Source organism: Candidatus Margulisiibacteriota bacterium (genome assembly GCA_041650855.1).
Classification (GTDB): domain Bacteria; phylum Margulisbacteria; class WOR-1; order O2-12-FULL-45-9; family XYB2-FULL-48-7; genus JALOPZ01.
In genome coordinates this window covers 898901-923619 of the sequence record JBAZKJ010000001.1, presented here as the reverse complement: position 1 = coordinate 923619, position 24719 = coordinate 898901, and the positions used below count along the sequence as shown (strand labels likewise).

General features: G+C 54.6%; 19 protein-coding genes and 4 tRNA genes. 16 read left to right on the top strand and 7 right to left on the bottom strand.

The window, feature by feature from the left end:
• Positions 1–10: 10 nt before the first annotated feature.
• Genes WC529_04435 through WC529_04420 form a run of 4 tightly spaced genes read right to left on the bottom strand, consistent with a single transcriptional unit; the run spans position 11 to position 3913 of the window.
• Entirely contained in the window at positions 11–760 is a 750-nt protein-coding gene (locus WC529_04435) for a methyltransferase domain-containing protein (GenBank protein ID MFA5113525.1), read from the bottom strand.
• Positions 757–2685 carry a hypothetical protein gene (locus WC529_04430; GenBank protein MFA5113524.1) on the bottom strand — a complete coding sequence of 643 codons (1929 nt, stop codon included), beginning with the start codon at positions 2683–2685 and terminating at the stop codon, positions 757–759. The genes WC529_04435 and WC529_04430 overlap by 4 nt, the downstream gene beginning before the upstream one ends.
• Before the next feature lie 46 nt (positions 2686–2731).
• A complete protein-coding gene (locus WC529_04425; GenBank protein ID MFA5113523.1) occupies positions 2732–3127 on the bottom strand; it encodes a hypothetical protein in 396 nt (131 codons plus the stop codon).
• Positions 3128–3175: 48 nt separating this feature from the next.
• Positions 3176–3913 carry an NTP transferase domain-containing protein gene (locus WC529_04420; protein ID MFA5113522.1) on the bottom strand — a complete coding sequence of 246 codons (738 nt, stop codon included), beginning with the start codon at positions 3911–3913 and terminating at the stop codon, positions 3176–3178.
• A gap of 57 nt (positions 3914–3970) precedes the next feature.
• Here WC529_04420 and yqeK point away from each other — a divergent pair, with 57 nt between their 5' ends.
• The 8 genes from yqeK to rpoD all read left to right on the top strand — a co-directional run bounded on the left by yqeK (position 3971) and on the right by rpoD (position 12539).
• Positions 3971–4582, top strand: a complete 612-nt coding sequence (yqeK, locus tag WC529_04415) for a bis(5'-nucleosyl)-tetraphosphatase (symmetrical) YqeK (protein MFA5113521.1) — start codon at positions 3971–3973, stop codon at positions 4580–4582.
• The gene (locus tag WC529_04410) at positions 4579–5478 is read left to right on the top strand and encodes an LCP family protein (protein ID MFA5113520.1); all 900 of its coding nucleotides are present in this window, start codon (positions 4579–4581) and stop codon (positions 5476–5478) included. The genes yqeK and WC529_04410 overlap by 4 nt, the downstream gene beginning before the upstream one ends.
• Positions 5360–5824: a ribosome silencing factor gene (gene rsfS / locus WC529_04405; protein ID MFA5113519.1), complete on the top strand. Its 465-nt coding sequence runs from the start codon at positions 5360–5362 to the stop codon at positions 5822–5824. The genes WC529_04410 and rsfS overlap by 119 nt, the downstream gene beginning before the upstream one ends.
• 51 nt (positions 5825–5875) lie before the next feature.
• Positions 5876–5951: transfer RNA gene (locus WC529_04400), tRNA-Ala, on the top strand.
• Between the two features lie 23 nt (positions 5952–5974).
• The gene (ppdK, locus tag WC529_04395; GenBank protein MFA5113518.1) at positions 5975–8701 is read left to right on the top strand and encodes a pyruvate, phosphate dikinase; all 2727 of its coding nucleotides are present in this window, start codon (positions 5975–5977) and stop codon (positions 8699–8701) included.
• 5 nt (positions 8702–8706) lie between these two features.
• Positions 8707–9705: a deoxyguanosinetriphosphate triphosphohydrolase gene (locus tag WC529_04390; GenBank protein MFA5113517.1), complete on the top strand. Its 999-nt coding sequence runs from the start codon at positions 8707–8709 to the stop codon at positions 9703–9705.
• Positions 9702–11444 carry a DNA primase gene (dnaG, locus tag WC529_04385; protein MFA5113516.1) on the top strand — a complete coding sequence of 581 codons (1743 nt, stop codon included), beginning with the start codon at positions 9702–9704 and terminating at the stop codon, positions 11442–11444. The genes WC529_04390 and dnaG overlap by 4 nt, the downstream gene beginning before the upstream one ends.
• A 33-nt stretch (positions 11445–11477) precedes the next feature.
• Positions 11478–12539: an RNA polymerase sigma factor RpoD gene (gene rpoD, locus WC529_04380; protein MFA5113515.1), complete on the top strand. Its 1062-nt coding sequence runs from the start codon at positions 11478–11480 to the stop codon at positions 12537–12539.
• Positions 12540–12541: 2 nt separating this feature from the next.
• Here rpoD and WC529_04375 read toward each other — a convergent pair whose 3' ends face one another.
• Together WC529_04375 and WC529_04370 are read right to left on the bottom strand one after the other, a co-directional pair.
• Positions 12542–12709, bottom strand: coding sequence for a hypothetical protein (locus WC529_04375; GenBank protein MFA5113514.1), 168 nt, complete (start codon positions 12707–12709; stop codon positions 12542–12544).
• Between the two features lie 23 nt (positions 12710–12732).
• Positions 12733–12804 (bottom strand) — tRNA-Val (locus tag WC529_04370).
• 62 nt (positions 12805–12866) lie between these two features.
• On the opposite strand from WC529_04370, the gene WC529_04365 reads away from it, so the two are divergent.
• From WC529_04365 to WC529_04330, 8 genes are all read left to right on the top strand, one after another.
• Positions 12867–12938 (top strand) — tRNA-Ile (locus tag WC529_04365).
• Positions 12939–13965: 1027 nt separating this feature from the next.
• Positions 13966–14220 carry a hypothetical protein gene (locus tag WC529_04360; GenBank protein ID MFA5113513.1) on the top strand — a complete coding sequence of 85 codons (255 nt, stop codon included), beginning with the start codon at positions 13966–13968 and terminating at the stop codon, positions 14218–14220.
• A gap of 1495 nt (positions 14221–15715) precedes the next feature.
• Complete coding sequence (locus tag WC529_04355; protein MFA5113512.1) at positions 15716–17425, top strand: site-specific DNA-methyltransferase; 1710 nt, start codon at positions 15716–15718, stop codon at positions 17423–17425.
• Positions 17425–19665: a DEAD/DEAH box helicase family protein gene (locus WC529_04350; GenBank protein ID MFA5113511.1), complete on the top strand. Its 2241-nt coding sequence runs from the start codon at positions 17425–17427 to the stop codon at positions 19663–19665. Before WC529_04355 ends, WC529_04350 begins: the two co-directional genes overlap by 1 nt.
• On the top strand, positions 19641–21272 hold the full coding sequence (locus tag WC529_04345) for a TIGR04141 family sporadically distributed protein (protein ID MFA5113510.1): 1632 nt from the start codon (positions 19641–19643) through the stop codon (positions 21270–21272). Before WC529_04350 ends, WC529_04345 begins: the two co-directional genes overlap by 25 nt.
• A 71-nt stretch (positions 21273–21343) precedes the next feature.
• Positions 21344–22333, top strand: a complete 990-nt coding sequence (locus WC529_04340) for an SIR2 family protein (protein ID MFA5113509.1) — start codon at positions 21344–21346, stop codon at positions 22331–22333.
• Between the two features lie 207 nt (positions 22334–22540).
• A tRNA-Val gene (locus tag WC529_04335) sits at positions 22541–22614 on the top strand.
• 12 nt (positions 22615–22626) lie between these two features.
• Positions 22627–23817 (top strand): glycosyltransferase, encoded by a 1191-nt coding sequence (locus WC529_04330; GenBank protein ID MFA5113508.1) that lies wholly within the window; start codon positions 22627–22629, stop codon positions 23815–23817.
• On the opposite strand, the gene WC529_04325 is transcribed toward WC529_04330, so the two are convergent.
• Positions 23771–24703 carry a hypothetical protein gene (locus WC529_04325; GenBank protein ID MFA5113507.1) on the bottom strand — a complete coding sequence of 311 codons (933 nt, stop codon included), beginning with the start codon at positions 24701–24703 and terminating at the stop codon, positions 23771–23773. The two genes, WC529_04330 and WC529_04325, sit on opposite strands and share 47 nt — an antisense overlap.
• Positions 24704–24719: the final 16 nt, after the last annotated feature.

The window sequence follows — 24719 nt, the reverse complement described above, 5'->3', positions numbered from 1 at the left end:
CATTATAGGGTCAACGATCGGGCGCGTCAATGCGGGCGGGTTTTCTGGCGATCAGCAGCCAGGCCTGGTCGGCGTAGACCGACTCGCAGGCGACGATCTCGAACCCGGCTTGCCGGTAAGCGTCGATCAGCGGCTGCCGGTCGTAAAAATGCCAGTCGCCGATCACCGCTTTCAGTTCGGCGATCTTGCCGAAAATGATCGCGACCACGGCCAGCGGCAGTTTGCGCAGGTTGGCGATCACGCTCCGCTCCTCTTTCCGCTGCCGGGCTTCCGCCGCCAGCACCCGGAAGAAGCTTGCCCCGCGGCGCGGGGTCACGACGGCGATCAGGCCGCCCGGCTCCAGCACCCGGAAGTTCTCCTCCCGCGAGCGCTGGTCGTTCCGCAGATAACCTTCGACCAGGATGCTGCCGATCCTGGTGAACGCGGCGTCGGCAAAAGGGAGGTTGTCGTTAAGATCGCCCAGGAAAAAATCCGAGCGGGGCGAAGCCTGGCGGGCGACTTCCAGCATTTTCTTTTCGCAATCCAGCCCGAAGCTGCGCGCGACCTGGCCGCTGATCTGGGCCAGCCAGATGGCGTTGCCGCAGCCTTCTTCCAGCACGGCGTCTTTGGCGCCGAGCTGCAGATAGCGGCCGATCTTTTCCCGGATCAACCGGTGTTCGTGGGAATCTTTCAGGATCCTGATCACCGGCGCGTAGACCCGCCAGAAGTTCGCGTCGCCCGGTAAAACCGTCCGCAAAAAGCGGCGCACGACGCCGATCATGGCCGGTCCCGGCTGATGATCGACTGCCGCAGCCAGTCTCCCGTTCTTTCCATCACGCCGCCCCCTTCCCGCTCTTTTTCCCGTTTCTTCGCGTCCTGGATCCGGCCGAACGTCACCAGCCCGCCGAAGTAGAGGCCGTTGCCTTGCGCCACGCCCTCTTCCCCGCCCAGCATGTCCAGCCAAACCTGGCGGATCGAGGTCGGCAGGTCGATCTCGCTCTGGGAAAGCAGCACTTTGCCGTCCTTGACCGGGTACCGGGTGTTAGCCGGGTAAACTTGCCGGTCGGCCGCGATCGGGAACGATCCGCCGTTGACCCTGACCACGCCGCGGCTGAGCGGCTTCCCCCGGGCGGCCTGGTCGTCCGGCGAGGTGATCCGCTGGTGGACGTCGCCGATGATCGCGTCGGCGACCGGCTGCTGCTCCTCACCGACGCCGCCCAAACCTTTGACAAAAGCGTAGAACGGCGTGAAGCGGCCGGAATGGGCGAACGCCCACATCCTCAGCCGGTAATCTTTGATCCGGCCGTCCCCGGCGATCATTAAGTTCGGCTTATTGCGCCAGACGTCGCGGTAATAAAGGCTGCTTAAGCCTTCGCGGACCAGGTAGGAGGTCAGGCCGTAGCCCTGGACCGCGCCGCGCGTCATGGTGAAATGGATGAAAGCGTAATACAGCTCCTGCTCCTGGAACGAGGTCTGGAAACCCTGCAGCGCGGCAAAAGAAACGGGGAAACCGTCCAGGCGGATGAACGGGACGATCTCCGCGTTGAACAGCCGGCGGACGTAATACGACTCCCGGTCGTAGCTGACGCCGGCGGTGCCGTACGATTCAAAAGAAGCGGCCTGGGAGATCAGGTCGGCGTCAAAGATCAGCCGGTTCTTGACCCCCTGGGCGTGCAAGCTGGGCGCCAGGATCTCCACCTGGAATTCCTTCCCTTTTCTCTTCAAGGTCAGGTGGCTGACGCCGGGCATTTTCGGCGCGTAGGTCCCGGCCGGCGTCAAGGCGTCGCTGTCGCCGGGAAAACGGCCGGCGGCGTCGACGATCTGCGCGATCAACGCGTTATATTCGTCCGCGTTCCTGGGGTAACCGACCCCGGAATGCGGATCGAAGAGCAAATTGTCGGTCAGCAGCTTTTTAGTTCGCGGCACCGCGGTCTTGTGCCCGGCCCGGACCGCGGTCAGCGCGGCGGAGACTTCCAGGAAATACTGCTCCACCGCTTTATGGAGCGCGTCCGCCAGGTCTTTGTCCGCCGGCAGCGCCGTCGCCCGAAAACGGACGACCGCTTCCAGCCCGCGGCTCGATTCCAGGCGGAACTGCAGCTGCCCGGCGCTCGCCGGAACTGCGCCGGTCCGGTCGATCGTCAGGCCGGAAAAACCGAGCCGGGCAAACTTGTGCCGGAAAGCGTGCTCGACCGCACCAAAGATCTTCTCCACCCCGCTCTCGCCCGGCTCCCGCGCCCACTCCCCGACCTTCGCCTGGAAGATCCGTTTTTCGCCCCAGAGCACGTCGAGGAATTCGGACAGGCGCTGGATCTCCTGCGTCGCCGGCTGGGCGAGTTGGGGCGGCGCCGCGTTCCGCCGGGAAAAAGCGAGGAACTTGTCGCGCAGGCCGGTCAGGTCGAGCGTCATGCCGCGGATGTTTTCGCGGAGGAAATCGAGCGGCAGCCGATCGAAGGGGAAATCGAGCAATTGGTGCGGCGGATCGATCAGCAGGTCTTCAAACGCCACGTGCGGCTGCGCTTCTTTCAGCTTGCCGAGCAGCGCGTCGTACTGCCGTTCCGGCAGATGCGCCAAAAAACGCTGGTCGGCTAAACGCAAACCGCGGATATTTAAGTCGAACAGGTCCTGCCGGACGATGATCCCGGTCCTGACCTTGGTCGAAAGGACGGTCGTCCGGGTCAAGCCGGCAAGGCGTTGCAAGAGTGCCATAACTAGGATTTTATCGGGTCGGGAGAGGATAAATTTCAGCTAAACGCTAAACCGCGAACTTCTGATAGATCCGGGGCAGGTCCCGGAGGTCGAGCTTGACGCCGTGCTCGATGAAAACGCAGCGGCTGATCACTTCCGCTAAAGCTTTTTCGGACTGGGCGATCTTTTCGATCTTGATCGGCCGCAGGTCGGCGGCCGACGGCAGGATCAGCGCCACCGGCTCGTTGAACTCCAGCTTGGTGAGCACGTAGTTGTGGATCTTGGCGAGCAGCTTCATCATTTCGCCGTAGTGTTCCAGCGGCAGCTGCCTCAGCGTGTTGACCGAGAGGCGGTTCCACGGGTTATAAAAACCATGGTTCGCCAGTTCGATCTGGACGTTGCTGCGGTTAAGCTTTTCCTTAACTAAGGCCGGTTTCGGTCCGATATTGGCGGCGCGTATCAAAACAGTGCTTCCTCCACGCTGGTTTATCGGGCCGGGCCGGGAGGAATTTCACTTATTTTGCAGGAGGGCCTTTTCGATGGCGACCAGCTCTTCCTTGGTGTTGATGCCGAGGGTCTCGCCGGCGTCGGCGGTCTTGTAAGCCAGGACCGGCAAACCTTTTTGCCGGAGAATGGCGATCGTGTCGGTCAGGTAATACTCTTTTTGCGCGTTCTCCGCCTTGACCTCTTGCAGCGCGGTAAAAAGCGCTTGGGCGTCGAAGCAAAAAGTGCCGGTGTTGAACTCCCTGATCGCCAGTTCGGCCGGGGTCGCGTCCTTTTTCTCGACGATCCGCAGCAAAGAGCCGTCCGGCCCGCGCACGATCCGGCCGTAATTCTGCGCGTCGGGCAATTCGGCGGTCAGGTCGGTCGCCGCCGCCCGGTGCTGTTCGTGGAAAGCGACCAGGTCCTTTAACGTCTGCTCTTTTAACAGCGGGACGTCGCCCGCCAGGACCAGGACGTTGCCGGTAAAATCGCGCAGCGCCGGTTCGGCCTGCTGCACGGCGTGGCCGGTCCCCAGCTGTTCGGCCTGGACAATGAACTCGAGCGGCGAATTGCGGTAATAATCGATGATCAGCCCGCGCTGGTGGCCGACGACCACCAGGATCCGCTGCGGCCCGAGCTTTTGGACCGTCTGGATGACGTAAGAAAGCATCGGTTCCCCGAGGATCTCGTGGAACACCTTGGGGAGGTCGGACTTCATCCGGGTCCCCTTGCCGGCCGCTAAAATGACCGCCGCCAGTTCTCTCATTGAACCATTCTAACAGGCGGACCGGGGGCTTGACAAGTTTATCCTTACATTGATATAATGGCTTCACTGAGCCAAGGCTGGGGTCTTGGCCGTTTTTTTGTGCCAAGACGAGATAAAATAATCAAGCGGCTCCAGGAGACTCTCGATCCCGAACGGTTCGAGCATTCCCTGAGAGTGGAAAAGATCGCGCTCCAACTGGCAGCCCGGTACCGCGTCAACAAGCAGCAAGCCTCACTGGCCGCTCTGCTCCATGACTGTGCCCGCCGCTACGACCGACGCGGTCTGTTACGCGAAGCCAAACGGCTCGGTTTAAAGATCAGGCCGCTCGACCGGGCCGAACCAAAGCTGCTGCACGGCGAACTCGGCGTTCGGCTGGCCAGGCGGGAGTTCCGGGTCGGATCGCGCCCGGTCCTGGAAGCGATCAGGTGCCATACGACCGGCAAACCGGGGATGGCCAAGCTGGCCAAGATCATTTACCTGGCCGACCATGTGGAAGAGGGCCGGGACCACGCGGCAGCCGGCCGCATCAGAAAGTTGGCGTTCCGGCAGCTGGACCGGGCGATCGCCGAGTCGGCGGGCGCCCAGCTGGAATACCTGCTGCGGCGGGGCCAGCCGATCGATCCGGCGACCCTGGAGACCAGGAACAGTTACCTGAAAAAGAGAAGATGAAAAAGACCTTAATCATTATCGCGGTGATCTTAGCGTTCGGGGCCGCCCTGATCGGCTTCACGATCAGCGTCGGCGCCCGGATCGCCCTGCTGGACATTTTTTTCAGCCTGACCCCGGCCACGCCGATCATCGCCGAATCCAACATCCTGGTCCTGGGCGTCGATGACATCTACGGCCACCGCTCCGACACGATCATGGTCGTGCACATCGACCCGGCCCAGCGGAGCGCCGCGGTCATTTCCGTGCCGCGCGACACGATCGTCGCCATCCCCGGCCGCGGGCTGGACAAGGTCAATCACGCGTTCGCTTACGGCGGCGCCGATCTCGCGCGCCGGACGCTGGAAGACTTCTTCCGGGTCAGCATCCCCTACCACATCATCGTCGACCTGTCCGGGATCGAAAAACTGATCGACGATATCGGCGGCGTCATGGTCAACGTCGAAAAACGGATGTACTACGTGGACTACGCCGGCGACCTGCACATCGACCTGCAGCCGGGCCGCCAGAAGCTGAACGGCAAACAGGCAATGGGCTACCTCCGTTTCCGCCACTCCGACAACGATTTCGCCCGGATCGGGCGCCAGCAGAACTTTCTGCGGTCGGTGGCCGACCAGGCGATGAAAAAGGAGAACCTGATCCGGTCGCCGCAGCTGTTCCTCTCCCTGCTCCAGTGCGTCCAGACCAACCTGAACTCCCGGGAGATACTCGGTCTCTCCCTGGCGCTCCGGGGGGCCAACGAGAGCGGGCAGGTCCGCATGAGCATGGTCCCGGGCACGGATTTTATGGTCGACAAGATCTATTACTGGAAGCCGGACGAGGAAGCGGTGCGCAAGCTGGCGAACACTGCGCTCTACAGCGGCAACCTGGCCGCGGCCGCCGGGGAGCCGAAAAATTAAACGGCCGGCCGCTAACCGGCTGCTCGATCTGATCGTCGAAGCGGCCGAAGACAAAAAAGCGGTGGACTTGCGGGTGCTGGACGTCAGCGGGAGCAGCGCGCTCGTCGACCAGCTGGTCATCTGCAGCGGGGAAGCGGACACGCACCTGCGCGGCATCGAGAGCGGGATCGACGAAGCGCTGCGGCAGAACAAGATAAAAGGTTATAAATGGGAGGGGGTGACTAGTTCCGGTTGGCTGATCCTGGACCTCGGGTCGATCGTCGTGCACGTCATGAGCCAGGAGGCGCGCGATTATTATCGGCTGGAGGAGTTGTGGGGGAAGGACGCGATAGTGTATCATTACTAGGTTCCCCCTCGTTTCGTATTTCGAGTTTCGGGTTTCGAGTTTTTGTTTTGTGGGGCTGTAGCTCAGCTGGGAGAGCGCCTGAATGGCATTCAGGAGGCCGTGGGTTCGATCCCCATCAGCTCCACCATATTTTTCAAGGAGGCAAAAGCAATGGCTAAGGGTAAGAAGTACGTTTATAAGTTCGGCGGCGGCAAGGCGGACGGCAACGAGTCGATGAAGAACCTGCTCGGCGGTAAAGGGGCGAACCTGGCCGAGATGGCCGGTCATCCCAAGCTCCGGCTCCCGGTCCCGCCCGGTTTCACCTGTACCACGGAAGTTTGCACTCATTACTACGATCACAAGCGCTCCTATCCCAAGGAGCTGAAAGCCCAGGTCGCGGCCGCGCTGGCCAACGTGGAAAGCATCATGGGGAAAAAGTTCGGCGATCCGGCCGATCCCCTGCTCGTCTCCGTCCGCTCCGGCGCCCGCCGCTCGATGCCCGGCATGATGGACACGGTGCTCAACGTCGGCCTGAACGACGTCACCGTCAAAGGTTTGATCAAGATGACCGGCAACGAGCGGTTCGCCTATGACGCCTACCGCCGCCTGATCATGATGTACGCCGACGTCGTCATGGAAAAAGCGGAAGGGATCGAGCCGAAAGGCGGCAAAGGGATCCGCAAGCAGCTGGACGAAAAGCTGGAAGCGGTGAAAAAAGCCAAGGGCTACAAGCTCGACACCGAACTGACCCCGGGCGAGCTAAAGAAGCTGGTCGCCGAGTTCAAAGCGACGGTCCTGGCCGTGCTCGGCAAACCGTTCCCCGACGACCCGCAGGAACAGCTCTGGGGCGGCATCGGCGCCGTTTTCATGAGCTGGAACGGCAAGCGCGCCGTCGAATACCGCCGGATCGAGAAGATCCCCGATGAGTGGGGCACCGCCGTCAACGTCCAGGCGATGGTCTTCGGCAACATGGGCGACGACTCCGCCACCGGCGTCGCGTTCACCCGGAACCCGGGGAACGGCGACGAGAATTTTTACGGCGAGTACCTGGTCAACGCCCAGGGCGAGGACGTGGTCGCGGGCATCCGCACCCCCGCCCCGATCAACGAGAACTCCAAGAACGACCACAGCCGCAACCTGCCGACGCTGGAAAAGATCATGCCCAAGATCTACAAAGAGCTGTACGACATCCAGCTCCGGCTCGAGAAACATTACCGCGACATGCAGGACATCGAGTTCACCATCGAGAAAGGCAAACTGTACATGCTGCAGTGCCGGATCGGCAAACGGAACGGCGTCGCCGCCGTCCGCATCGCCACCGACATGTACGCGGAAAAACTGATCAGCGCGCCGGAAGCGCTGCTGCGGGTCCAGCCGAACCAGCTGGTCGAACTCCTCCTGCCGATGCTCGATCCCAAGGTGGAAGGCGCGACCAAGGCGATCGCCAAGGGCCTGCCGGCCGGACCGGGCGGCGCCAAAGGGCGCGCGGTTTTCACCTCCGAAGACGCGGTCGCCTGGGCGGCCCGCGGCGAAAAAGTGATCCTGGTCCGCGAAGAGACCTCGCCGGAAGACGTTGACGGCATGCACAAAGCGCAGGCCATCCTGACCTCCAAAGGCGGGATGACCTCCCACGCGGCGCTCGTCGCCCGCGGCTGGGGCAAATGCTGCGTCGTCGGCTGCGAAGGCCTGGAAGTCGGCGGCAAATCCGCCACGACCAAGAGCGGCGAAACGATCAACGAGGGCGACTGGATCACCCTGAACGGGACCAAGGGGCTGGTCTACAAAGGCGACCTGCCGCTCGTCGACGTCGACCTGGAGAACAACCGTTCTTACGGCATCCTGATGAAGCTCTGCGATAAGTACCGGACGATGAATATCCGGACCAACGCCGACACCCCGAAGGATACGGCCAAAGCGATCGAATTCGGGGCCGAGGGGATCGGCCTCTTCCGGACCGAGCACATGTTCTACGGCGAAGGGAGCGACAAACCGCTCTTCCTCCTCCGCAAGATGATCATGAGCAAGACCAAAGCGGAGCGGGTCAACGCGCTGGCCGAACTGTCCGTCTTCGTCAAGAAAGATATCAAGGCGACGATGGAAGAGCTGAACGGCCTGCCGATCACCATCCGCCTGCTCGATCCGCCGCTGCACGAGTTCGTGCCGCACAGCGAAGACCGCCAGGCGGCGCTGGCCAAAGAACTGGGCGTTAATATTGCCGAGATCAAAAAACGGGGCGAGAGCCTGAAAGAGAACAACCCGATGCTCGGCCACCGCGGCGTCCGCCTCGGCGTCACCTACCCCGAGGTTTCCGAGATGCAGATCCGGGCTATTCTGGAAGCGGCCGGCGAACTGGTCAAGGCCGGCAAGAAAGCTTACCCGGAGATCATGATCCCGGTCACCTGCACCGTCAACGAGCTGAACAACCAGAAGGCGCTGGTCGACAAGGTCTACGCCGAGGTCTGCGCCAAGCTCGGCGTCAAAAAGATCCCGTTCATGTACGGCACGATGATCGAGATCCCGCGCGCCGCCCTGACCGCGGGGAAAATGGCCGAGACGGCGGAATTCTTCTCGTTCGGCACGAACGACCTGACCCAGATGGGCTTCGGCTTCAGCCGCGACGATATCGGCAGCTTCCTGCCCGACTACCTGACCGGCAAGATCCTGCCGGCAGACCCCTTCCAGACGATCGACCAGGAAGGGATCGGCGAACTGATCAAGCTGGGCATCACCCGCGGGCGCAAGACCCGTAAACATCTCAAGGTCGGGATCTGCGGCGAACACGGCGGCGATCCCGATTCGGTCAAGTTCTGCCACGCCGTCGGCATGAACTACGTCTCCTGCTCGCCGTTCCGCGTGCCGATCGCCCGCCTCGCGGCGGCGCAAGCGGCGCTTAAATAGGCTTGATGCTGATCAGGAAAGAGATCGAGGAACGCGAAAAAGCGACTTTGTCCGACCAGGCGGCCCTGGCTAGCAATAGCCGGGGCCGTCGGCGGCCGGAAAAGGAGTGCGACCTGCGCACCGCCTTCCAGCGCGACCGGGACCGGATCATCCACTGCAAGTCGTTCCGCCGGCTCAAGCACAAGACCCAGGTCTTTATCTCCCCGGTCGAAGACCACTACCGGACCAGGTTGACCCACACGCTGGAAGTGGCGCAGATCGCGCGGACGATCGCCCGCGCCCTGCGGCTCAACGAGGACCTGGCCGAAGCGATCGCCCTGGGGCACGACCTGGGCCACACGCCGTTCGGCCACGCCGGCGAGTACGTGCTCGACGACATCCTGAGCAAGTATTACGGCCGGCGCTTCTTCCACAACGAACAGAGCATCCGGGTGGTGGAAGTGATCGAGCGCGACGGCCAAGGCCTGAACCTGACCGCCGAAGTGCTCGACGGGATCCGCAACCACACGCCCGACGATCCGTGGCCGGCGACGCTGGAGGGGCGGATCGTCCGCCTGGCGGACCGGATCGCCTATCTCGGCCACGACATCGAGGACGCGCTCCGGGCCGGCGTGATCACCGCCAAACAGCTCCCCGGCAAGCACATGAAGGTGCTCGGGCCCAACCTGCTCGACCGGATCGTCCGGAGCATCGTGCAGACCAGCCGCGGCAAGCGCGAGATCGCCATGGAAAAAGCGGTCCAGACGGCCATGGACGGCCTTTACGATTTCATGTACAAGAACGTCTACACCAACCCGATCGCGAAAAGCGAAGAAGCAAAGGTGCCGGAGCTGCTGCACCAGCTTTTCCGCTATTACCATTACGACCCGAAGTTCCAAAAGGGGCTCTCGGAAGAGGCGCAGCTGCAGCACACCGTCGATTTTATCGCCGGCATGACCGACCGCTACGCCATCACCAAGTTCCAGGAGCTGTTCGTCCCCGACGAGTGGAGAAAGCCGGTTTGATCCCGAAGGAACAGATTGACGCGATCCGCCAGAAGACCGACATCATTGCCGTCGTGTCGCCATACGTCGCGCTGAAAAAGAGCGGCCGCAACTACGTCGGCCTCTGCCCCTTCCACTCGGAAAAGGGCCCCTCGTTCACCGTTTCCCAGGAAAAACAGCTCTTCCACTGCTTCGGCTGCGGCGAAGGGGGGAACGTTTTCGATTTCCTGATGAAGATCGAGAGCCTCGGTTTCGCCGAAGCGGCGGCCGAGCTGGGCGCGCGGGCCGGCATCAACGTGGAACAGAGCGGCCTGACGCCGGGCGCCCGGAGCGACAAGGAAAAGATCTACGAGGTCATGGCGCTGGCCGCCAAGTTCTTCCGGCAATGTTTTTTGGCCGACCAGGGGGCGCCTGCCCGTGCCTATCTGGAAGGCCGCGGGATCACGGCCGCCACCGCCGAGGCGTTCGGCCTCGGTTACGCCCCCAACGCCTGGGACCAGCTTTTTAAGCACCTGATCGGCCGCGGCGCCGCGCCGGCGCTGATCGAACGGGCCGGGCTGATCCTGCCGCGCGAAGGGAAAGACGGCTACTATGACCGCTTCCGGCACCGGCTGCTCTTCCCCGTCCACGACACGCGGGGCCGGCCGATCGCTTTCAGCGGCCGGGCGCTGGACGACGGCGAACCGAAATACCTGAACTCGCCGGAAACCCCGGTCTACCACAAGGGGGCGACGATCTACGGCTTGAACTTCGCCAAGGACGAGATGAAGCGGCAGAAAAAAGCGATCCTGGTCGAGGGGAACCTCGACCTGGTAACGCTCCACCAGGCCGGTTTCCGTTACGCGGCCGCGCCGCTGGGGACGGCGCTGACCCCCGAGCAATGCAAGTTATTGGCCCGTTTTACCGATACGGTAATGTTGGCCTACGACGCCGATCCCGCCGGAGAAACCGCCGCCGAGCGTTCCGCCCAGTTGCTGCGCAGCCAGGAGTTGAAAGTCAAGGTCATCTCGTTCTCCGGGGCCAAGGATCCGGACGAATTTATCCGGCGCCAGGGCGCGGCCGCTTTCCAGAAAGAGATCGACCGGGCCATCCCCTACCTGGAGTTCCGGGTCCGGCGCGCCGTCGCCCGCCACAACACCGGCGACATCGAAGGCAAATCCCGCGCGCTGCGCGAGATCTGCCCGCTGCTGGCCGAGGAGAAGGACCCCTTTATCCAGGGGGAATACGCCAAGCTGGCCGCCGCCCTGCTGGCGGTCGTGCCGGACGCCATCCTGGGCGAGATCAAGCGGCAGGGTTATTACCAGCCCGGCCGGTCCAAGGACCTGCGCCGCGTGACGGAGAAGCCGCCGGCCAAGCTGCTGGAAGCCGAAAAAAAACTGATCGCCCTGTCGACGCAAAGCGCGGCGGCCCTGGCGGTCGTCAAAAAGGAATTGGCGCCGGATTTCTTCAGCTGGCCCGACGCCAAGGCGATCGCCGAGGTCCTGTTCAACCTGGGGCCGCGGCCGGACGCCGAACTGGCCCACGCCGTGACGGACAACCTGTCGACCGAGTCGGCGCGCAATTTCCTGACCCAGGTCCTGGTCGGCGAAGCGCTCGACCGGCCGGACGAGATCTTAAACGACTGCATCGGCGTGATCAAGGCGGAGCACAGCCACCGCCGGGTCAGCGCGCTCAAGACGCAATTGCACGAGGCGGAACAGGCCCACGACGCCGCCAAAGCGGCCGAGATCCTGGCCGCGTTAAAAACTGAAATTTCCTGACCGGTCCGGCGATAACATATTGGAGGGGATTGCATGTTCGGTAAAAGAAACGATCTGGAACTGTTGCGGGCGGCGGCGACCAAGAAAGGTTACCTGACGCCCGAAGAAATATTGTCGGTCTATCCCCATCCGGAAAAGAACCTGGATGAGATCGAGCAGCTGCTGGAGCTGGGGATCGAGCTCTCCGAACGGAAGGAGAAGCGCGCCGAAGAAGCGCCGCCCAAGGCCGACGAGCTGCACCAGGAGCTCGCCGACATCAAGGGGATCGGCGTCGACGACACCGTCCGGATGTACCTGCGCGAGATCGGCAAGTTCCCGCTGCTGACCTCGGAAGAGGAGATCGTCCTCGCCAAGCGGATGAAGGTCGGCGACATGCGCGCCAAGCACAAGCTGGTCAACTCCAACCTCCGGCTGGTCGTCAGTATCGCCAAGAAGTACACCGGCCGCGGCATGCTCTTCCTCGACCTCGTCCAGGAAGGGAACCTCGGCCTGATCCGCGCGGTGGAAAAGTTCGACTACCGCAAGGGGTATAAATTCTCGACCTACGCCACCTGGTGGATCCGCCAGGCGATCACCCGCGCCATCGCCGACCAGGCCCGCACCATTCGGATCCCGGTCCACATGATCGAGACGATCAACCGGCTGCGCAAGACCTCGCGCATCCTGCTGCAGCAGCTCGGCCACAAGCCGACGGAAAAAGAGATCGCCCAGCGGGCCCGCATGTCGGTGGACAAGGTCCGCGAGATCCTGCGCATTTCGCAGGTCCCGCTTTCGCTGGAGGCGCCGGTCGGCGACGAAGAGAGCTCGCGCCTCGGCGACTTCGTGGAAGACGCCACCATTCAGGCGCCGGACGACATCGTCCTGCAGGGTTTACTGCGCGACGACCTGGAAGACGTGATGAACACCCTCTCCGACCGCGAGCGGACGGTGCTCAAGCTCCGGTTCGGGCTGGACGACGGGCATCCGCGGACGCTGGAAGAGGTCGGCCGGGTCTTTGCGGTCACCCGCGAGCGGATCCGCCAGATCGAGGCCAAGGCGCTGCGCAAGCTGAAGCACCCGACCCGGGCGCGCAAACTGCGGGAATACCTGAAGTAGGGTTATTCTTTCGGCCAGGCGGTGATATCGGGACCGTACTTCGCCTGGTTCTCGGCGATCTTTTTTTTCAGGGTGGCGACGTTCTCGGCCAGCCCTTTGATCGTCGATTCGAACTCGTCGATCTGCTTCATCAGATCACCCAGATTTTTCGCTTTTTGTTCATCAGCCATGTTTTTCCCTCCTTGGAAATGATTGGGCGCGAGAGGGATTGAACCTCTGACCTCTTCCGTGTGAAGGAAGCGTTCTACCACTAAACTACGCGCCCGTAGCGTCAATATTAGCATTCCTTGACTATACTCGCAAGCTGGGCTAAACTGACTTTTCTGAGGGCCCATAGCTCAAGGGTGGAGCAGTCGGCTCATAACCGATTGGTTCTAGGTTCGAATCCTAGTGGGCCCATTTTATCTGCGCCGCAAACCATTGCGGGTGTTGGGCGGCTTGGAGGCGACGAATGTTGCCGACAAGCCGCCCCATTATTAGGATCGGCTGAAAACTGACCTTCCGCCGCAGGGTCGCGCAGCGGGCCGGAGGCGGCAGCGACGCTATCGGAATACAATAGTATGACTTCTATTGTCTCTTTCGAATAAATGACCTTTTCGATGTGCCTTTTTATGACAGCCCGTTTCTCAGTTTTTCCCTTTAACCTGGATGCCTCAATGATGGTTTGCAGTATATTTTGCACGTTTTCAACCATTATCGGCATAGATGACTGCTCTGGTTCGAATCCTGCGGGGTTGCCCGTGTTGTTGTGGTTGAGCACATAGACCAAACTATCGAGGTATTGTTTGTTTTTCCTGATCTTATCGAGATTATCGATGATAAAGCTATCCAGCCGGTCGGCGCTGACATACCTGACGTTGCAGAACGACTTGTCTCTTTTATCAACCACTGAACAGCGGTAATAGAAATATCTGGTCCGCTCACCGTCTTTAAGTTTATTGGCGAACGTCGCGGACATCACCGAGCCGCACTCCTTGCAGCGGACAAGCCCTGGGAATAGCGAGTAGTTATAACTCATCGATTTCTTTGGCCGAACTTTATCTTTTCTAAGCTGCTGGACTTCATCGAAAAGCTCTTTGGTTATTATCGGCGTGTGAATGCCCTGGTAGACCGCTCCTTTATGCTTGAGCATCCCGGAATAGACAACGCCCTTAAGCATAAAATCGAGCGATGTCTTTGAAAGTGGAAGCCCGGCACGGTTTAACATGTTTGCTTCTTTTAGCTTGTAGTAAAGGGCACATAGTGATGGATAGGCGATAAAGCTCTCAAAGGCTGTTTTGACGATTTCGGCCTCTCTCGGCTCAATTGCCAGCTTCTTGTCTTCTTTCTTATAGCCGAAAGGAGCTTTCCCGCTGCTCCACATCCCCTTTTTGGCCCGCTCGAATATCTTATCCCTGATCCGTTCGCTGATAAGCTCTCGCTCGAATTGGGCAAAGGTAAGCATGATGTTGCGGAGAAGCCGGCCGGATGGCGTCGAAGTGTCAAATCGCTCTGTGATGGACAGGAAGCTGACGCTGTATTTATCAAGTATCTCGATCAGCTGATAGAAATCCTTGGGCGACCGGGTCAACCGGTCGATCTTGTACGAGATAACGATATCGATTTTGCCTTGCTGAATATCAGCGAGCATATGCTTCAAGGCCGGGCGATCCAGATTAGCGCCGGTATAACCCTGATCTGAATAAACTTTGTAGATGTCCATTTTCTCCTGGCTGGAAATGAACGATCTGATCTTGGATTCCTGTGTTTCGCAAGAGTTGAACTCAACCTCGGCCTGAACATCTGTAGAAACCCTCGTATAGATAGCTGCTTTCATGACTAATTGCCTCCTTTATTAGCGATCAAATATCGAAGCTCTTTAATAAGCACCTGCTGGGCATTCATGCTATTAAGCTTCTGGATATAAGCCAGGAAATCACTGCACTCGACCTTTTGGGCCATGCTGCAGATAAGCCCAGCTTCCCTCTTGCCGCAATAACAGCAGGGATGAATGGGATAAAACGGCATGCTAAACCACCTCCTTTTGTAAAACAAAGCAATGACTGGCGAGATCAGCGGGGAGCGACGCACCCCCGCCGCAAAGGAACACATAGACCGGGATGCCGCGCCTGACTGCCTGGCGCACCGTGAACAGAGTGCCCCGGGACGAACCATGCAGGAAAGCAACCAGGCACGAGCAGGCAGAAACAAGCCGCTGATTGCGCCCCAGGAGAGCGGAAACCGCCTGCTGGCGGGGCGCACCGGGAGAAGCCGATCCCCAAACCACCTGACCGCCAGCGGCCAGAAAACGCCCAACCGAAGGCCGAACCGGAGCCGGGAACCCCAAAGCCGAAGACCAAGCCGAGAAAACCACCCCGGAAGCAGACGCCCCCTGCTCAACTAGGGCAGAAAGGGCGAACTGATCAGCCCCAACTGCGCCACCGGAGGCCACCAGGAAGCCACGGGACCGAAACGCGGAGACCAAAGAGGCAACAAGCGGAGAAAAAGAAGCGGGAAGCGAGCGGGAACCAACGAAACCAGCTATGCGAGACATATGAGCCACCTCCTGAAACAAGATGAAATGGACCTAGCATTTTTTTCTTCCTGTCACCCGGAAGCACATATGCGAGTTAGATGTCGAGCATATGTGCGGAGGGCGCGGAGGAGGCAAAATATTACTCGATACTTCGAATATGATATTTTGCCGACGTAGCAGAGGGGCGTGAGCTACCTTAGAAGGTTTAGCGGATTAAATGATGTATATCAGCGAACGACCCCTTGACAGGAAAGAAGAAAAAAATGCTATCATGAGAAAGCTGGAGAAAGAAAAAAAGGTATAAAAAGGCACAGCGAAAAGTGGCATTTGATTCGAAAGAGGCATAGAAGTCATTATTGTATTCCGATAGCGTCGCTGCCGCCTCCGGCCCGCTGCGCGACCCTGCGGCGGAAGGTCAGTTTTCAGCCGATCCTAATAATGGGGCGGCTTGTCGGCAACATTCGTCGCCTCCAAGCCGCCCAACACCCGCAATGGTTTGCGGCGCAGATAAAATGGCTCGACCCGTTTTTTGCCGAGCCATCCCTCTGATTATACCCAACCCCTCTCAGCGGGCGCGTACATTTTCCCCCACTCTAATAAATGGCGCCCGCTAGAAAAATTCGTTCAATTAGATAATATTGTGGCGTATAATACCTATACGGTGGCAAAGGCGAAGAAAACAAATTACGATAATTGGTCAAGAGAAGAATTGATCAAGGAGATTGTAAAAATCAAAAGCACGACCTACGGTCTTGTTTGGCATCGCGATTTGCCGGAAGAAAAGATCGATATCCTCGTTAATCCCGACGCGCGAACGCCAAGCGAGATGTTCCCCAATGAAATGGCAGGCAAGCCATTCCCTGTCCTGAAGGAAGTTAAAGGGAAGGCAATTGAATCGGACAGATCAAAGCTCGTAAATCTTTTGATCGAAGGCGACAACTACCATTCTCTTGCAGTTCTAAACTTTACTCACCGCGAAGCCATAGATTTAATATATATTGATCCGCCATATAACACTGGCAACAACGATTTTATATATAACGACAAATATGTTGATAGGGAGGATGGCTTCCGGCATAGCAAATGGCTTTCGTTTATGGAAAAACGCCTTAAGCTGGCAAGATTTCTTTTAAAACCTACTGGCGTAATATTTATAAGCATTGACAATAACGAACAGGCGCCATTAAGAATGCTTTGTGATGAAATATTTGGTGAGAATAACTATGTGGGCACGCTAATATGGAGAAAAAAGGAGGGAGGAGGCCAAGCAGACGCATATTTTGTGACTGAGCATGAGTATGTTCTTGCTTACGCCAAATCCGGGGAGTTTAAATGGCTTGACGAGGAAATACCTGTTGAAGAAGCGGAATTCAACAAAGAAGACGAAAATGGAAAGTTTACAGCAGTCAAATTAGCCAAGTGGGGGAATACTGCACGGCGAGAAGATCGACCAAAAATGCATTTCCCTATTAAATCCCCCGATGGGAAGAATAATTACCCAATCGCCCCTGATAGTGGTGAAGGACGGTGGCGAGTAGGAAAGAAACGAATGGACATGTTGGTCGAAAAGGACTTGATCTTCTGGCAAAAGAAAGGGGAGAAATGGTTGCCATATGAAAAAGTTTACTTTAGTGAGGGAGAAGTCAAAATAATCAAAGAACGAAGCATATTGTACGATATTGCAACTACAGCAGATGGAACCAATGAACTAACGCAAATATTTGGCAAAAAGGACATTTTTGGAAACCCAAAACCGACGGAACTAATAAAATTCTTTTTGCAATATGGCGCGAAGCAAAATGCAATAGTTTTGGATTTCTTTGCTGGTTCAGGGACCACAGCACAAGCGGTATTAAGTATAAACAAGGACGACGACGGCGATCGTCAATTTATTCTTTGCACAAACAACGAAAATAATATCTGTACAGATATTTGCTATCCTCGCGTGAAAAAAGTAATTAGTGGGTACAAAAACCAAAAAGGGGAGAAAGTAGAGGGATTGGGCGGGAATCTAAAATATTACACAACAGACTTTGTCGAGGCGGAGCCGACTGATAAGAATAAAAGAAAGCTCGTTAAAGAGTCAACGGACATGCTTTGTATCTTAGAAAATGCTTTTGAGCTCGTTCAGGAAGCCCTAGAGTTCAAAATATTTAAAAATACCGATAAATATATCGGAGTTATTTATTACGAGGAAGCGATAGACGAATACAAAAAGGCCATTAAGAAGATCAACGGGCATTTTAATACCTATGTCTTCTCGATGGGGGATGACCCGCACGCGAAGAAGTTCGCCGATGTCAAAGGCAAGGTAACACTTTGCGCGATTCCTGAAGTAATTTTAAAGGTATATCGGGAGATATTTAAATAATGATATTCGAATTTAAGAATTATCAGGAAAACGCTGTCGTAAAGCTAAAGCGGGAGATCAACGACCTTTTAGATGCCGACGGAGACAAAGTCTGTATTTTCAAGTCCCCTACCGGCTCAGGCAAAACATTGATGATGGCAGAGTTTTTGAAGCGTCTGATTGATTCGCGGATAGATGGCCAGAAGTTTTCATTCATCTGGATCGCTGTTAATAAACTGCACGACCAGAGCAGGAACAGCCTTAAGAAATATTACCACCAAAATGGTGTAGGGCTAAAATGCTCTTATTTTGAGGATTTGGATGATCGGAAGATTAGTGAAAACGAGATATTATTCCTGAACTGGGCAAGTATCAATAAAAAAGACAATTTGTATGTTCGTGCCAACGAACGAGACAACAATCTATCTAGTGTTATCGCCCGCACCAAGCATGAGGGAAGAACAATTGTCCTCATCATCGATGAAAGTCATCATACGGCCAATAGCGAAAAATCAAAGGAACTCATACAAGATATCGGGCCAAAAGTTACGATCGAGGTTTCCGCTACCCCACAGCTGAATAACGCGAATAGGATCATTGAAGTGGAACTCAAGGATGCAAAAGATGAAGAGATGATCAAAAAAGAGATCATCATAAATCCTGGGTTTGAGAATTACATCATTGATAAGAAGAAAAGCGATAAAACAGCAGACGACCTTGTGCTGGAAAGTGCGCTAAAAAAGCGGGTGGAATTGCGCAAGAAGCTCGAAGCTGAAGGATCGGAAGTTAATCCGCTATTGTTGATCCAATTGCCTGATGCCATGCAGGGAATATCTGACAAAAAGGACGAGATTATTGCCCTACTGAAGAAATATCGCTACACAACGGAAAACGGACTGCTGGCGATCTATCTTTCCGACAAAGATAACAAAATAAATCTTGAAAACATAGAGAAAAACGACAATGAGGTTGAGGTGATGATCTTTAAGCAGGCAATAGCCCTTGGTTGGGATTGCCCGCGGGCCGCAATATTGGTCCTATTCAGGCAATGGCGCGAAGAAAATATTACTTTTTCCATACAAACGCTTGGTCGTATTATGCGCATGCCGGAACAAAAACATTACACCGATCAAGCCTTGAATATCGGCTATGTGTTTACAAGCTTACAGGATATAAACGTCGCTACAGATTTATCTCGCGATTATATAACAACCTTTACAGGGCTTAGGATTAAAAGCTACAAAGACCTTGATCTTCAATCTTATCACTCGAAGCGCTTTAAGGAGGAGACGCGTCTTTCTTCCGATTTTACCCCATTATTCATTGAGGCAGGCAGTAAATTGAAGTTGAAAGATAAGTTTTCTTTTAAGCATAGCATCATAAAAACAAGCTTGATTGGGAGCGGTCATATTAGCGATGCGGACAAGGAAACAAAAAGCATAACTAAAGAAGGGACGCTCGACATCCCAAAGAATGAAGTTGAGTTGCAGAACGCGTTCGATCTATTTGCGAGGAATAATATTATGCCGGACTTTGCGCCGGAACAACGTTCAATCGGACGTATTAAGGCATCAATCTATTCGTTTTTCGAAGCGTCGAGGAATGAAGACGAATGGCCAAAGATTCAGGCTGCCGTCCTAGCCGAAGAAAATCAGCAAATTATGATAGATACCATAAACCTTGCAAAAGAGATGTATCAGGCAGAGGTTGGTAAAGGTAAAAACGAGTTAATTAAAAATGAGGAGCCCTGGAATGTTCCGGCCGTAATAAACTATACCCTTTCTTATGCTAAAAAAGAGTACAAGAAATCAGTGATCCAGCCTTATTACACGAAAAAGTCTGGCGTTGGTACGGCAAACCTATTTGAAGAAGACAGTGATCTTGAGGTGGATTTCATCGGGCATTTGGAGAAATCAAAGGCGGTCGAATGGTGGTTTAAAAATGGAAAAAGCGACGCAACCTATTTTGCCGTCCCCTATGTTGAAAATGGGGCTGAAAAACCATTTTATGTTGATTTTATCGTAAGGCTGAAGGACGGCCGCCTAGGCCTTTTTGATACCAAGGGCGGAATTTATGCGCAAACCGCTAAGGAGCGCGCGGAAGGATTGGCCGCATACATCAAAGACGAGCACAAAAAAGGCATAAAGTTGTTTGGCGGAATTGTTATCAAAGATAAGAATAGCTGGCGTTATCATGATGGTTTGAATTACGAATACAATCTGAATAACCTAAAAGATTGGAAGTTCTTGGATTTGATATGAGCCCGGAAACCGCAACAAACAAACTATCAATTTACCTCATCAAAGAAGACTACTCGGAGCACAAAGAGATCCTAAAGAATATTGATAAGTTTCAATCAAAAGACATCGCTGGAGCTGGCATTCTTTATTTTGGAGAATCTCATACTTTTACGCCATCCTGGATAGAAAGGTTTTTTGGGTCCACCTTAGGGAATGACATAGAAAAGTTGTTTAGCGCCAGTGCCAAAGCTATTTTCTTAACAAAGATTAAAATCGCCACGGGCAAAGAAAGAGTATTTGCAATCCCGTTTGGCTATGGCTGGACATTTCTTAATCATGGTGTTTGGGAAGAGCGATTTGGCTTGAAAGTAACCCTGAACACTATTGACCCCAACAATTTACGGCGTATTGACAAAAAGAATATGTCATCGGTGCCAAAAGACACCAGCGAACAATTAAGCAGAGAAGGCGTTGCTGCGGATTTCGGCATTGATATTGAACAGGACTTAATCCAATCCATTACCGGCAAAACCAAAGAGGATGGATTTGGAACAACTATTACAGGCAAGGACTCTCTAAGTTTGTCCGTAAAAGTTGATTTATCCAATATCCAAGATTTATTAAAACGGGCATACAAGAAGTATGAAAGCATTGAATATAAAAAAGATTTTGGTTGGATAGATCAAATCTCGGAAGTAAAAGACGCCAAAACAACTGAAAGTCTTAATAAAGGCTTAATTGGCAGCATAAATAACAATGATTATGATAAAGTATGGATGGCCGTTCCGGAATTAGTCGATTGGGCAGACGTTTCCGGGTTTTCCTACAAAAACAACAAGAACGATCTTAAGGCAGACATTATTTTAGCCGACTTTATTTCGGCTTTACCTGATTCAGAAAAGAGCAATTTAAGCTTGGATGCTTTTAATCGCCGCATCTATTGCTTCGGCGCGAGCAGCGATGAATTAAAACATCAGTGGAAGGCATTTAACTGCTTATACTGCGAAATACAAGATGACGTAAAAAAGAAGACATACCTCTTAAGCAATGGTAAATGGTACGAGGTAGAAAATGGCTTTGCCAAGCAAGTAAATGACAGTTATCAGAAGTTAAGAAGTGGCGCCGCTTCAGTTGCTTTGCCGGCTTACAAACATAAAAACGAGAATGAGTATAACGAAGATGCGGCAAGACAAATTAATGACCTTCACTGTATGGATAAAAAGCTAATAAGCCATGGTGGCGGTTATAGTAAAATAGAATTCTGTGATTTATATTCTAGAAATAAAAGATTAATTCATGTAAAACATTATGGTGGGTCCGCAGTATTAAGCCATTTGTTTTCGCAGGGCGTAGTATCTGGCGAATTATTACTTGACGACCAAGAATTTAGGCAAAAGGTGAACGATAAATTGCCAGAAGGCTATAAAATAGTGAGCCCAAAAGACAAGCCTAATCCCTCTGATTATCAGATCATCTTCGGCATAATAAGTTCTTCATCTAAAGAGCTAGAAATACCATTCTTTAGCAAAGTTAGCTTGAGGAACGCCAAAAGAAGGCTGGAAATGTATGGATATAAAGTTTCATTACAAAAGATTGGCATAGAGAAAAATGAAAATGCTAAGAAATAACAGTTTCTAATTAGTATGTGCCCCTTATTAAGAAGCAGCTTTTTCGATTGATGAAGAGGAAAATATGACAAATGCCTAAAGATATTATTTTATTAACTGGAGCAGGTTTTACAAGGAATTATAACGGCTTCCTTTCAAGTGATATGTGGGAGCAGTTCTTTAATAACCCGAAAATGCCGGACAAGCTTAAGAGCCTAATGAGAAGGGGGAGTAGAGGTGACGATGATTATTTTAACTATGAAGATGTAGTGCAGAAAGTAATGGTAGAGGATGATTATCGCGACTCTCGAGATGTGATTAAGGTGATTGTCGAAGAGACCTATAATCGGCAGCAGGAAAACATTAATAGATATGCATCTGATCATGCTTCCTTGGTTGGTAGACTTAAGGATTTCGTTTTTAACCATATCGGCCTCTTTTTCACCCTTAATCAAGATACTTTTGTTGAGAGATATTTGCATGAGCCCAGCACGCAGATTCTTTCGCTCCCATACTTAGAAAACATAAGCTCCCCAAATGATGATGATATCCCCTTTAAGTTGCCTGAACAAAAGGATACCGACGTTGTTTCTATGCCGACATTAAATGGGGATAAGTTTGTTAATTATATTAAACTTCACGGGTCAAAGAATTGGTATGACTCCCAAGGTAAGAATTTCCCAGTTATAGGCAAAAACAAACGAGAATTAATAGATAAAGAACCCCTACTTAAGGCCTATTTTAGTTTGTTTGCCAAGTCCATGTGTGAAGGAAAGAAATTATTGGTGATAGGTTATAGCTTTGCAGATAAACACATAAACGAAATAATCTTACAAGGGATCAGTAAGGGAATGAAGCTATTTGTTATTGATACAATTTCTTCAAGAGATTTTTGGCATAATTTAATGGGAACGTCGGCAAACCCTGTTGCAGCGCTTCTTCATGTCTCAGGTAGCCATAGAAGAATATTGCGAGATATTTGGCCCGGACTTTCTGGATATCTAAGGATAACCAATATCGATGAATTCCTCGGTAGCAGTACAGCAGGACCGAACGAGGCTTTCCCGGTTTTATTTAGTTAGAATATTCAGGAAGCGTTCCTTGATCATATCGAAAATACCGTTTTACGCTAGGTGGTATACTGAGAAGCGGATTTTTCGGGGGTGTGGGGGAGAAAAATCCGCTTCTTCGACAAATTAACGTCTGTGTAAATCCTTCTTCTTGCTACCATGTATGTTGTTGGGTATAATCAGAGGGATGGCTCGGCAAAAAACGGGTCGAGCCAAAATGGGCAGTTAGTTCAGCTGGTTAGAATGCCTCGCTTACACCGAGGAGGTCGCTGGTTCGAGTCCAGCACTGCCCATTCAATTTACCGATGATCAATATCCTGAAATACCTGCGCCGCCAGCTTTGGCCGCCGTCTAGCCGACCAGGGCTGACGGTCGCCGGTTATTTTACCAACCTCCACGGCACGGGAGAAGCGGCCCGGTACTTTGTCGACAATCTCGCCCGCAGTGGAGTCCCCTACTCGCTGGTGAACTACCTGTCCGGCCTGACGCTGGAAGAGAAAGCGACCGAGCCGTACCGCCGTTTTTTCTCCGAGCGGCCGCCTTATCGAAAAAGTCTCCTCTTTATCGACGCCGCGGCGGCCGAGCTTTTTTACCGCAGCTACCCCGCCCTGTTCGGCCCGGGACGCGCCAATTCCGTGGTCTGGTGGTGGGAATACGAGGACGGATTTTCCCCGGTGGCCGACGCGTTGCCGCGTTTCGCCGAAGTCGTCGTCTTCTCCGACTTCATCCGGCGGAACTTCCGGAACATCCTGCCGCCGGGAACGCCGATCACCAAGCTGAAATATCCTTTCCACCGGCCGCCGGTCACCAGCAACCGCGAACAGACCCGGCGCGCGCTGGGCGCGGCGCCGGCCGACCTGCTGGTCGTCTATTCGTTCGATTATTTCAGCAGCTTTGAGCGGAAAAACCCGGAGGGGGCGGTCCGGGCGTTCGCCGCCGCGTTCGCCGGCAAAAAAGACGTAAAAATGGTCCTTAAATCGATCAACGCCGACTCCTTCCCCGCAAAACAGGCCCGGCTCCAGGACCTGGTCCGGCAATACCGGCTGGAGGAGACCGTTTCGCTGATCGATGAACCGTACGGCCGGGGCCGGCTGGTCGAGCTGCTCAACGCGGCCGATTGCTATTTATCCCTCCACCGGGGCGAAGGGCTCGGGCTGGGGATGCTCGAATCGATGTCGCTCGGCAAGGCGGTGATCGCCTCCAATTACGGGGGCAACACCGAGTTCATGAACAAGGATAATTCGCTGCTGGTGAATTGCCGCCGGACGGCGGCCCGGGACGAACTGCCCGCTTACAAGAATGTGACGGTTTGGGGAGAACCGGACCTCGAGGAAGCGATCGCTCACCTGCGCTTGCTCTATGAGCGCCGGGACCTGGCCCGTTCCCTGGGCGAGCGGGCGCAACGGCACATCGAAAGCGATTATTCCCTGGCCGATTGGACCAATGATTTTAACGCCTGGTTTTCGCGCCCACTCCCGCCTGCCGCAGCTCGTTGATCAGCTTGGCGGTCCGGATCTCCCGGCCCAGGCCGGTCAGATGATAGCTCGTATCGTAAAACAGCTTATCCGGGAACACGTATCCCTGCAGCGCGCCCACGATCTTGATCTTCAGCCCTTGACGCATTTGCCGCTCTACCCCGGATATTAAGGCCCGGTTACGGCGGTAAAAGGTGGCAGCGGTGCTGGGATAACAATAGTAAACCGTTACCGATCGGCGGCGGGCATAATCCGCGAAACGGTTGATCTGCCGGATATTTTCCTCATAGCTGAACGGCTGCATCCGGTAATGATCGATGGTCATCCCTTGCCGTCTGGCTACGTATAACTTGACGTCGCCGTAACGATTTAAAGCTGTTTCCTTGTAAGCCTCATCCAAGCCTTCCCCCTCTTGCGAAGTTTTTTTCACGATCTCGTCCAGTCGCAATGGGATCCGTTCGATCACCCGCCGCTGCGCGACGGCAAACAGCAGGGCCGTCCGGTCCAACAAATTAAGCTCAACATATTTCTCGAGCGCCGGATGTGACTGCAGCATTAAGGCCAATGCGTTAAGGTCCGCTTTGCCGTCATAATATTCGGTGGAGACCAACACGGTATCGCCCGGCTTCAGGTCCTGCTTAACTTCGTTCAATTCATAGGCGACGCCAAGCCCGGCATTAAGCGCCATATTGACCACCGGACGCCCGAACGCCCTTTCCAGCCGCCGGCTGTCGACCCCGAACACGAGATTGGACCCGCCGACTAAAATAATCTTCGGCGACTTGAGCGCCTCCAGGCGGCGGTGTTTATTGACGATTAAGGCATAATAGTCGTTTAAGGCGGACGCCGGCGGCAAATAAACCGCGATCAGCCAGCAGCCCGCCAACACCAGCGCGGCCATTAACATTATTTTCGCGATGAAT

What these genes read in the sequence shown, in the direction of transcription:
- WC529_04435 (MFA5113525.1), bottom strand. Translation starts at nt 760, where the DNA reads ATGATCGGCGTCGTGCGCCGCTTTTTGCGGACGGTTTTACCGGGCGAC.
- WC529_04430 (MFA5113524.1), bottom strand. Translation starts at nt 2,685, where the DNA reads ATGGCACTCTTGCAACGCCTTGCCGGCTTGACCCGGACGACCGTCCTT.
- WC529_04420 (MFA5113522.1), bottom strand. Translation starts at nt 3,913, where the DNA reads ATGAGAGAACTGGCGGCGGTCATTTTAGCGGCCGGCAAGGGGACCCGG.
- yqeK (MFA5113521.1), top strand. Translation starts at nt 3,971, where the DNA reads ATGGCTTCACTGAGCCAAGGCTGGGGTCTTGGCCGTTTTTTTGTGCCA.
- WC529_04410 (MFA5113520.1), top strand. Translation starts at nt 4,579, where the DNA reads ATGAAAAAGACCTTAATCATTATCGCGGTGATCTTAGCGTTCGGGGCC.
- ppdK (MFA5113518.1), top strand. Translation starts at nt 5,975, where the DNA reads ATGGCTAAGGGTAAGAAGTACGTTTATAAGTTCGGCGGCGGCAAGGCG.
- WC529_04390 (MFA5113517.1), top strand. Translation starts at nt 8,707, where the DNA reads ATGCTGATCAGGAAAGAGATCGAGGAACGCGAAAAAGCGACTTTGTCC.
- rpoD (MFA5113515.1), top strand. Translation starts at nt 11,478, where the DNA reads ATGTTCGGTAAAAGAAACGATCTGGAACTGTTGCGGGCGGCGGCGACC.
- WC529_04375 (MFA5113514.1), bottom strand. Translation starts at nt 12,709, where the DNA reads ATGGCTGATGAACAAAAAGCGAAAAATCTGGGTGATCTGATGAAGCAG.
- WC529_04350 (MFA5113511.1), top strand. Translation starts at nt 17,425, where the DNA reads ATGATATTCGAATTTAAGAATTATCAGGAAAACGCTGTCGTAAAGCTA.
- WC529_04340 (MFA5113509.1), top strand. Translation starts at nt 21,344, where the DNA reads ATGCCTAAAGATATTATTTTATTAACTGGAGCAGGTTTTACAAGGAAT.
- WC529_04330 (MFA5113508.1), top strand. Translation starts at nt 22,627, where the DNA reads ATGATCAATATCCTGAAATACCTGCGCCGCCAGCTTTGGCCGCCGTCT.
- WC529_04325 (MFA5113507.1), bottom strand. Translation starts at nt 24,703, where the DNA reads ATGTTAATGGCCGCGCTGGTGTTGGCGGGCTGCTGGCTGATCGCGGTT.